Source organism: Paraburkholderia sp. GAS206C (assembly GCF_050435645.1).
Lineage (GTDB): Bacteria > Pseudomonadota > Gammaproteobacteria > Burkholderiales > Burkholderiaceae > Paraburkholderia > Paraburkholderia phenazinium_B.
This window is the reverse complement of record NZ_JBNDKR010000018.1, coordinates 120,312-128,893: the sequence shown is the minus strand read 5'-3', so window position 1 is coordinate 128,893 and position 8,582 is coordinate 120,312. Positions and strand designations below refer to the sequence as shown.

Below are 8,582 nucleotides of genomic sequence, written 5' to 3'. Positions count from 1 at the left end.
ACGAACGCGTTTGTTTCGTACGACAGCTCCGCGAAGAACAAGGTGACGTTGGGCGGAGCCGGTTCGACGACGCCAGTGGCACTCTCGAACGTGGCGGACGGTAAAGCGAATACCGATGCTGTGAATGTTGAGCAGCTGAAGGCGATGGGCGCAAACATCGACACGAGCGGCAACATCACGAATGCGTTTGTTTCGTACGACAGCTCCGCGAAGAACAAGGTGACGTTGGGTGGCGCCGGTTCGACGACGCCAGTGGCGCTCTCGAACGTGGCCGACGGTAAAGCGAATACCGATGCCGTGAACGTTGAGCAGCTGAAGGCAATGGGCGCAAACATCGACACGAGCGGCAACATCACGAACGCGTTTGTTTCGTACGACAGCTCTGCGAAGGACAAGGTGACGTTGGGTGGTGCGGGCACGACCACACCGGTTGCGCTGACGAATGTGGCTGCGGGCAAAGTGAACACTGACGCAGTGAACGTCAGCCAACTGACGGGTGTAGCGACTGCATTGGGTGGTGGTGCCGGTGTGAATGGCACCGACGGTTCGATCACGAAACCGACGTATGCCCTCAGTACCGGGACGTTCACCGATGTCGGCTCGGCGCTCACCGCACTAGATTCGACCGTTGGTTCGATCAACAACACGATTACTGACACGACGAAGTACATCAAGGTCGTGTCGACCTCGTCCGCAGCGATCGCGACCGGCGGAGAGGCTGTCGCGATCGGTGGCGGAGCCTACGCAAGCGGAGCGAATTCGTTGGCCATCGGTGCGGGCGCTCGTTCGCAGTTTGCCGATGCGATGGCACTGGGTTCGGATTCCGTGACGAGCGTAGCGAACACGATTTCGGTCGGCTCTAAGGGTTCGGAACGCCGCATCATGAATGTGGCGAACGGGGTGGCAGCAACGGACGTTGCAACGTTCGGTCAATTGACTGCACTGCAGAGTTCGCTCCAGCAGCAAATCACGCAGCAGACGAGTGGCGTCAAGTCGACGCTCCTTGGCGCAACCCGAGTTGGGGCGGCGACGCCGGTCACGGACTATATCCAGGTGAGTTCCAATATCACTCCGGGTTCCGCACCGACGTACACCGATGACTCGATGAATGCTATGGCGATCGGTCCTCAAGCTTCGGGCATGGGTGTCGACTCGTTGGCCATTGGCGCGGGCGCTACGACGTTCCATGACGGCTCGACCGCGATAGGGTCTAACGCGGTTGCAGGTTCGCTGAACACAACGGTTATTGGTGCGGGCGCTTCGACCAGCAGCAAGGCGCCGGATGCCGTGGCAATCGGCTATATGGCTAACGCTCAAGCAAGCGACGCAGTTGCGCTGGGCTCAAACAGCCAGACGAATGGCTCGGATTCGGTTGCAATGGGTAGCGGCAGCTTTGTAGGCTCTGCCGGTACAAACGCTATGGCTCTGGGTGCCGGCGCATCTGTTCGCGGCGCGAATGACGATGACACCATTAGCGTGGCCTATTCGTTGGCGTTGGGCTCGGGCTCAAGCGTGAGCGTGGCGAACTCCGTTGCCCTGGGTGCGGGATCCGTCGCGGATCGTGCAAACACGGTATCGGTTGGCGCCGCTGGTGCAGAGCGTCAGATCATCAATGTCGCGGCGGGTACAGCGAACACTGACGCAGTCAACGTTTTGCAGCTGAATAACGCGATCGCAGCGGTTTCGGGCGGAGGATCACCCGATTCGGTCATGTATGACTCGCCGTCCCATAACAAGGTGACGCTGGGCGGTACCGGCACGTCGACGCCGGTTGCATTGACCAACGTGGCAACGGGTTTGATCACGTCGAGCAGCACGGACGCAATCAATGGCTCGCAACTGTACAACACGGCAAACAGCGTGGCAGCGGCCCTCGGCGGCAACGCCACCGTGGGTACGGACGGCAAGCTTTCGAAGCCAGCCTACGCCCTCGACGGCACCACCTACAGCGACGTTGGTGCAGCACTGGCCGCAGTCGATGCGAAGGCCAGCAGCGGTTCGACGAACGGCGTTTCGTACGATTCGTCGGCTCATGACAGGGTGACGCTTGGCGGTACAGGCGCGTCGACGCTGGTGACGGTATCGAATGTGGCTGATGGTGTGGCGAATAACGACGCGGTGAACGTCGAGCAGTTGAAGGCGTTGGGTGCGAACATCGATAGCAGCGGTCATGTGGTGGGTGCTTTCGTTGCGTATGACGACACGTCGAAGAGTACGGTCACGTTCGGTGGTAGCGGTGCAAACCCTGTTTTGCTGACCAACGTGGCAGTAGGCCAGGTGACGCAGAACAGCCGGGATGCGATCAACGGTTCGCAACTGTACGGCACAGCCAATAGCGTGGCTCAAGCGCTAGGCGGCAATTCGTCGGTGAATTCGAACGGCCAGATCACTAAGCCGTCGTACAACATTGAAGGCGGTACCTACAACGACGTCGGTTCGGCGATCAACGCAGTGGCTGCACTCGCCGCTACGGGCTCGTCCAACGGCGTGGTGTACGACACCTCGAAGCACGACATGCTGACGCTTGGTGGCGCGGGTGCAGAGACCGGTCCTGTGACCGTAGCGAATGTGGCAGCCGCCACGACTGACGACGAAGCGGTCAATCTCAAGCAATTGAAGGACGCCGGTCTTAACGTCGACACGTCGGGCAACGTGACCAACGCGTTTGTCGCATACGACAATGCTCTGAAGAACACTGTGACCTTCAACGCAGGCGGGGATCCGACTCAGTTGAAGAACATTGCTGCAGCAACCGATCTGACAGACGCGGTCAACTTCGGTCAGATGCAGTCGTATGTTGCGGACCACGCAGGCAGTGGCGGCACGCCGAACGCGGTGGCATACGACGACTCGACGAAGAGCCAGGTGACGCTGGGCGGTGTGGGCTCCGCAACGCCAGTGGTGTTGACGAACGTGGCGGCCGGTTCGAACGCGACCGATGCAGTCAACTACTCGCAGTTCTCCAGTCTGGAAAGCCAGGTGAACAACCTTGCAGCCGGCGGTGGAACGAGTAACACATACGTCAACATCGGCGTTCCCGCAGACGGTACGACCGGTACCGCAGCCTCCGCCGCAGGCACGGACGCGATCGCGATCGGTAACGGCGCCGTTGCATCGGGTGATTCGGCGATTGCTATCGGCGCGCGCACCACGACGACGGGTAACCACTCGGTTGCGCTGGGTGATGGTGCATCGGCATCGAACAACAACTCGGTCGCGCTGGGTTCGAACTCGACGACGGATCGCGATAACTCGGTATCGGTGGGTTCTGCCGGTGCGGAGCGTCAGATCACCAACGTCGCAGCCGGTACGCAGGCAACCGACGCAGTCAATGTCGGTCAGTTGAACAACGCCATTGGCGGTCTGAACAACTCGATCTCGAACGTGGACCGCAGTGCGGCCAAGGGTATCGCTTCGGCGTCGGCGCTGAACATCGTTACGCCGTACCTGCCGGGTCGTACCACGCTGAACGCGGGCGTTGCCAACTACCGTGGCTTCCAGGCCCTCGGTATCGGTGTGTCGCGCTGGAACGAGAAGGGCACGATCAACTACAACCTTGGCGTGTCTACCTCGGGTGGCAATAGCACCATCGTCCGCGCCGGTATCGGCATCGTCCTCGGCAACTAAGCAACGGCCCCAAGGCCTTGAATAGAAGCTCGAGACGTTAGCTGTCTGGGTCGCACGGGAAACTTCCGTGCGACCCTCTTTCCATGAGAAACAGACATGAAGTATTCATTGATTGCCATCGCGCTTGCCGCGATGCTCAGCGGCTGTTCGTCGTCCGCGACGCGCGACCGGCTGCAGATCCAGGACCCCACGGTCTTGCAGACGGGCTTTAGCGCGACGCAAGGCACCCCCGCGGGAGCTGTCACGCCGCAGTGGATTGCGACGTACGGCGGTATCCACAACGCGCAGATGCTGGGTACGGTGCAGGCGCGCCTGAACGCGCTGGGCGACCGCAAGAACAATTACTTTGGCGATAAGGCCCAGTGTTGGCTCGACGCCGCGCGTAACGAACGTTCCTCCCACGACGGCTGGGGCTTCGTTGAGGAAGCGCTGCATGAGGCGGATCGCTTGACCGCAGCGCTGGAAACCGGACGGGGGCTGTCGGTCGATAATCCGCAGCTACGCACCGCTTCAGTGATCCGGCCGGATTTGTGGAAGCAGGTCCTGGCCGCAAAAACCTCGCCGCTGTTCCCGCAGTGCCAAGAGGCGCAGCGCCTGACGGCTTGCTCCGAGGTCGAGTTGATTCATGCAGGGCATGAGTCGTGGATCCGCAACTTTGCCGAGAGCCAACGCCTCGTCGACGGTGTAGAGAAGGGCGTGCCGGGCGTCGCTGCGGCACTGGGAGCCTGCACGCCGCCGCCAGTCGCGGCGCCCGTGGCTTCGCCAATCCCACCGAAAATGACGCTACAGGCGGATGCAACCTTCAAATTCGACCGTAGTGATCTGGTTGGCATGTTGCCGGAAGGTAAAGCCAAGCTCAGTCAGTTGATTAGCGATCTGAAGCGCGTGGATGATGTGACGGGTATTCGCATCGAAGGTTACACGGACCGCTTGGGTAGTGACAGCTACAACCGGCAGTTGTCGGCGAAGCGCGCTGAAACCGTGAAGCGCTATCTGCGCGACGGTGGCGTGCAGGTGCCGATGAGTGCACGTGGTCTGGGCAAGGACGATCCGCTGGTGCAGTGTAACAACCGGAACCAGCAGGCCTTGATCGACTGCCTCGCCCCGAATCGCCGGGTTGAACTCGACTTTATGCGCAGCAATGCACAGGCGCTGGATACGTCTCAGTTGCAGCAGCAGCAACCGCAACCGCAACGGCAACAACCGTCGCAAATGCAGCAGATGCAGCAGGACCAGTAACGTAGTCTGGTTATACATCACGATCGCCGGACCGATATGGTTCGGCGATCGCGTCTAACAGACCTCGATGAGCCGCGCGCCCGCTGCCCATTGAGGTGGTGGCCTTTTCTTTGCTGACGACCCCATGAGCACCCGCCTTGCGTGCGAGTGACGCCTAAGCACGTCATGCGACCGCCGAAAAACCGGACTTCGCAGGGCATGCGCGCCCTGATGTCTAGCGGTAAATCGCAATGATCTTACCGAAGTTCAGATTCATCTGATATCCGTAAATCGATTGGCGACCCGATATACGATTTAAATCTGCAGAACTTATACCAATAACGTACGGCTTTATAACCTGTCCGCCAGAAATGGAATGGACGCGAGTAGGAAAAATCGCACAAATTTGCGGAAATTTCGCAGTCCTCCAGCGAAAACATGTTTGCGGGTACTTGGTAAAATATTTGTCTATTTATGGTGTGCGCCATTTCGATTCGAATCTGCGCCCATTAATCAATATTAGGAAAAATGGAGCAGTAAATGAAGCGAATCGTTATTATCGACGATCATCCCATAATTCGAAATACAATTTCGGGCGTATTGCGTGCAGATCCGGAGTTCGACGTCCTCGGTGAAAGCGGCGACGGTGAGGACGGTCTTCAAATCGTCCTGTCTGAAAATCCCGATCTGCTGATCCTCGACCTCGACTTGCCTCGCCTGGATGGTTTGTCCATGATCCGGCGAATTCGGGCAACCAACGACAAAGTCCGGATTCTGGTTCTGTCCGCGAAGCCGGAACAGGTTATGGCCGGCCACACCAGGTTTGCTGGCGCAAACGGTTACGTCGGAAAGGGGCGTGATATCAGCGAATTGATCACTGCCGTGAAAACCGTCCTGTTCGGTTACGACTGCTTTCCCGCAGATACGCAAATGGGCAGGGAAGGTGGTCTGAATCTGTTGTCGCCTCGCGAGGTGGAGGTGTTGCAGTATCTCGCGCGTGGGGTAAGCAATAAGGATATAGCTGCGCACCTGTCTCTGAGCGATAAAACAGTCAGTACATACAAAGGTCGAATTCAGGAGAAGTTGGGTCTGTCTTCGTTGGCGGGGCTGATCGAATTTGCAGCCCTTCAAAAGCTGATCGACTGACCGGGCGGCGTATGAACATGATGAAGCGGTCGGGTTCTCCAGTGCCCACACGGACGTGCGCCCGCCGTTTCTCTCACGCAGCGCGGGCGGTCTCGATTCACGATGCGATCGCATTTGGCAGCGTCGTTGCGTTCGCGTTGCTGTGCATCGTGTCGGCGCGTGCCGACACGATGCCGGCTGCCGTTCGCGGCACGGGATGGGATGTCACGAATATTGCCCGCCCGCTGGCAGCGTTGCGCATCAGCGATGCGGCGGTTGCCTGGCAATGTTTAGCCGTATTGCTGTCCGTGCTTATGATCCTCACAACCATCGCCTTGGTTGGATGGTGCAGAACGCGTGTGCTGCTCAAACGAACCGTCGCGTCCGCGCGCGCTGTCGAGAACGAATGGCAGCGCCGGTTCGCAGCGGTCGAGTCCCGAGAGCAGGCCTCCGGGGTCGGTGTAGCGTCGCAGGCGTTTGTCGCCGCCAATCTGGAGCGCGAGCGTGTATACGCAGCCATGCGCGACTTCGTCGGTGGCCCCTTGTCCGCGATGGCCAGCTTGCTGGATGAGCTCAACGAATCATCATCGCAGCCGCCAGAGAAGAAACTGGTGGGCAAAATTCACGTTGCCGTGCGCGCATGGGCACGCGCGCTAGAGGACATGCTCGCGTCCATGCCAATCCAGTCGCGCACCGTTGTCTTTGATGAAACGTTGACGGACGTGCGGGAACTCATTGATGGGGTGGCTGCACTGTTCTCTCACACCACGGCGCAGAAGGGCGTGTGCCTGAGCACCGCCGTAGATCAGTCGGTCGACGCTTTAGTTCTCGCCGACGGTACCCGACTCGGCCAGATTATTTTTCATCTCTTGAGTCATGCGGTGCGGATCACTGAGCACGGCCAGATCACAGTTACCGCACGCGCGGAAACACTAAATGCCGGCTCGCAACGAATATTCGTGAGCGTAACGGCTGCAGGCGCTGACACGCCTGCTTCTCCCACTTGCTCAGCGCGAATGCACATACCCACATCGTTTGACGTGCCCGCGCCTGAGGGAGAGTTACGTGACGAGGAAGCTCTCAGTCTGGAACTCTGCCAGCAACTGACGCAATGCATGCGCGGCGAACTCAAGGTATCGAGTGACGCTGCCAAGGGCACATGCAGCATATTCAGTGCGCCATTCACTATTGAACGCCCGCAAGCGTTTAACGCGTCGCACCGTGTAAATCTCCAGAAGACGACACCACAGCCCATTGCGGCGGAACCTCCGGCGGATTCCCCCGTCCCGTCGACCGAATCGTTTGATCGCAACTACCTCGACGCGCTATCGAATGAAGGCGTCGACCTCCGCGCGTTCATCCACGGTTGGCGCCGATCAGTGCACGACGATCTGCAGCAGATCCGCGGACTGCGGACCCGGCACGACATGGACGGAATGCGCTCCTCGTTGCACAGATTGAGCGGTGCAGTCGGTCTCGTCGGCGCGCATAGTCTGATGGAAGCACTACGGCATGCCAGCGCGACTCAGCGCGAGTCAGCGGGACATTTGCTCGACGAACTCGAAAAGCGCATTGCCGCGCTGATGATGCAACTCGACCAGGCGGTCGAGCCACACCGGAGCAACTCGCAATGACTCGACCGCTAGCATTGATCGAGGGCGATCTGACGATCCCGCTGCCGCGGCCGTACGACGGCCTGCCGCCACCTTTTGGGTCGCACCGGAACGTGATGCGCGAAGCCGTGCAGCGCGCTGTTCGTCAACCCGCGGCACCGCGGCCGGCTGGCCCCTTTCCGCCGGGCGTAAAGCACATCCTGTTTTATAAGATGCTGCCACAACGCGCGGACACTGGGCGCTACGACGCCGCATTGGCGGAGGCGAAGCGGTATCTTGAAATGGGTACGGTTCGTCCGCGCTCGACGCGTTCGGATCATCTGCTCGCGGCGTCGATTTTCGCCGGTTGCACGATGGCACTCACGTGGTTGCTCGTTACATGTTCCATGAAGGACGCTGAGAAGACGAAAGCGCTTCAGGTCGCTCCAGCGAGCACCACTGCTGCTGCGGGTCACGTCAAGCTGCAGCCGCTTAGACAGGAAGTTAAGCCAGCCGCCGTGGAAACAGAGAAAGCGGCCGCAATCAATAACTCGCCGCCCAAGCAAATCATCCAGTTAGTGCCAAGGCAGACCGTACAACTCTCCGCTCGTGAAAACGACGCACACACCGCCTCGCCCACAAAACCGCCGAAGCGAGTGAAGATGGCACGCTTGTCCGGAGCCCATGTACACGAACGGGTCGCACTGAACCGCGCCACCCATCCGGCAGCACGTCCCGCAGTATCGACTCAGCCCGAATGGCCCACCAGCGCATCGCACGCCCATGAAAGCGCATCGACCGACGACACCCCATGGCTGAACTGGTCCATCCAACAGCGGCATCCAGCCACTCGCGCCGCAACGCCGCTCGACAACAGCTGGAACGACCACATGACCCAACGCCGGATCACCGATGACCCCGCTGCCTTCCACGTAGACCGCGGCACGCAATAACGCGCCAGACAATAAAAAAACCCGGCCAAGGCCGGGCTCTCAAATCGGCTGCGTCCTTCCACAAGGA

At 59.7% G+C, this 8,582-nt stretch carries 5 protein-coding genes; all 5 read left to right on the top strand.

The features are described 5' to 3' along the window. A partial coding sequence (locus P3T20_RS36350; protein WP_429289437.1) for a YadA family autotransporter adhesin occupies positions 1-3,627 on the top strand: 3,627 nt, incomplete at its 5' end. Positions 3,628-3,723: 96 nt separating this feature from the next. Then, positions 3,724-4,866 (top strand): OmpA family protein, encoded by a 1,143-nt coding sequence (locus P3T20_RS36345; RefSeq protein ID WP_074266627.1) that lies wholly within the window; start codon positions 3,724-3,726, stop codon positions 4,864-4,866. Positions 4,867-5,385: 519 nt separating this feature from the next. Beyond that, entirely contained in the window at positions 5,386-5,991 is a 606-nt protein-coding gene (locus tag P3T20_RS36340; RefSeq protein ID WP_074266626.1) for a response regulator transcription factor, read from the top strand. Between the two features lie 170 nt (positions 5,992-6,161). Continuing rightward, positions 6,162-7,604: an ATP-binding protein gene (locus P3T20_RS36335; protein ID WP_429289436.1), complete on the top strand. Its 1,443-nt coding sequence runs from the start codon at positions 6,162-6,164 to the stop codon at positions 7,602-7,604. Continuing rightward, the gene (locus tag P3T20_RS36330; protein WP_074266625.1) at positions 7,601-8,515 is read left to right on the top strand and encodes a hypothetical protein; all 915 of its coding nucleotides are present in this window, start codon (positions 7,601-7,603) and stop codon (positions 8,513-8,515) included. The genes P3T20_RS36335 and P3T20_RS36330 overlap by 4 nt, the downstream gene beginning before the upstream one ends. The last annotated feature ends 67 nt before the right edge of the window (positions 8,516-8,582 follow it).

What these genes read in the sequence shown, in the direction of transcription:
- P3T20_RS36340 (WP_074266626.1), top strand. Translation starts at nt 5,386, where the DNA reads ATGAAGCGAATCGTTATTATCGACGATCATCCCATAATTCGAAATACA.
- P3T20_RS36345 (WP_074266627.1), top strand. Translation starts at nt 3,724, where the DNA reads ATGAAGTATTCATTGATTGCCATCGCGCTTGCCGCGATGCTCAGCGGC.
- P3T20_RS36335 (WP_429289436.1), top strand. Translation starts at nt 6,162, where the DNA reads ATGCCGGCTGCCGTTCGCGGCACGGGATGGGATGTCACGAATATTGCC.
- P3T20_RS36330 (WP_074266625.1), top strand. Translation starts at nt 7,601, where the DNA reads ATGACTCGACCGCTAGCATTGATCGAGGGCGATCTGACGATCCCGCTG.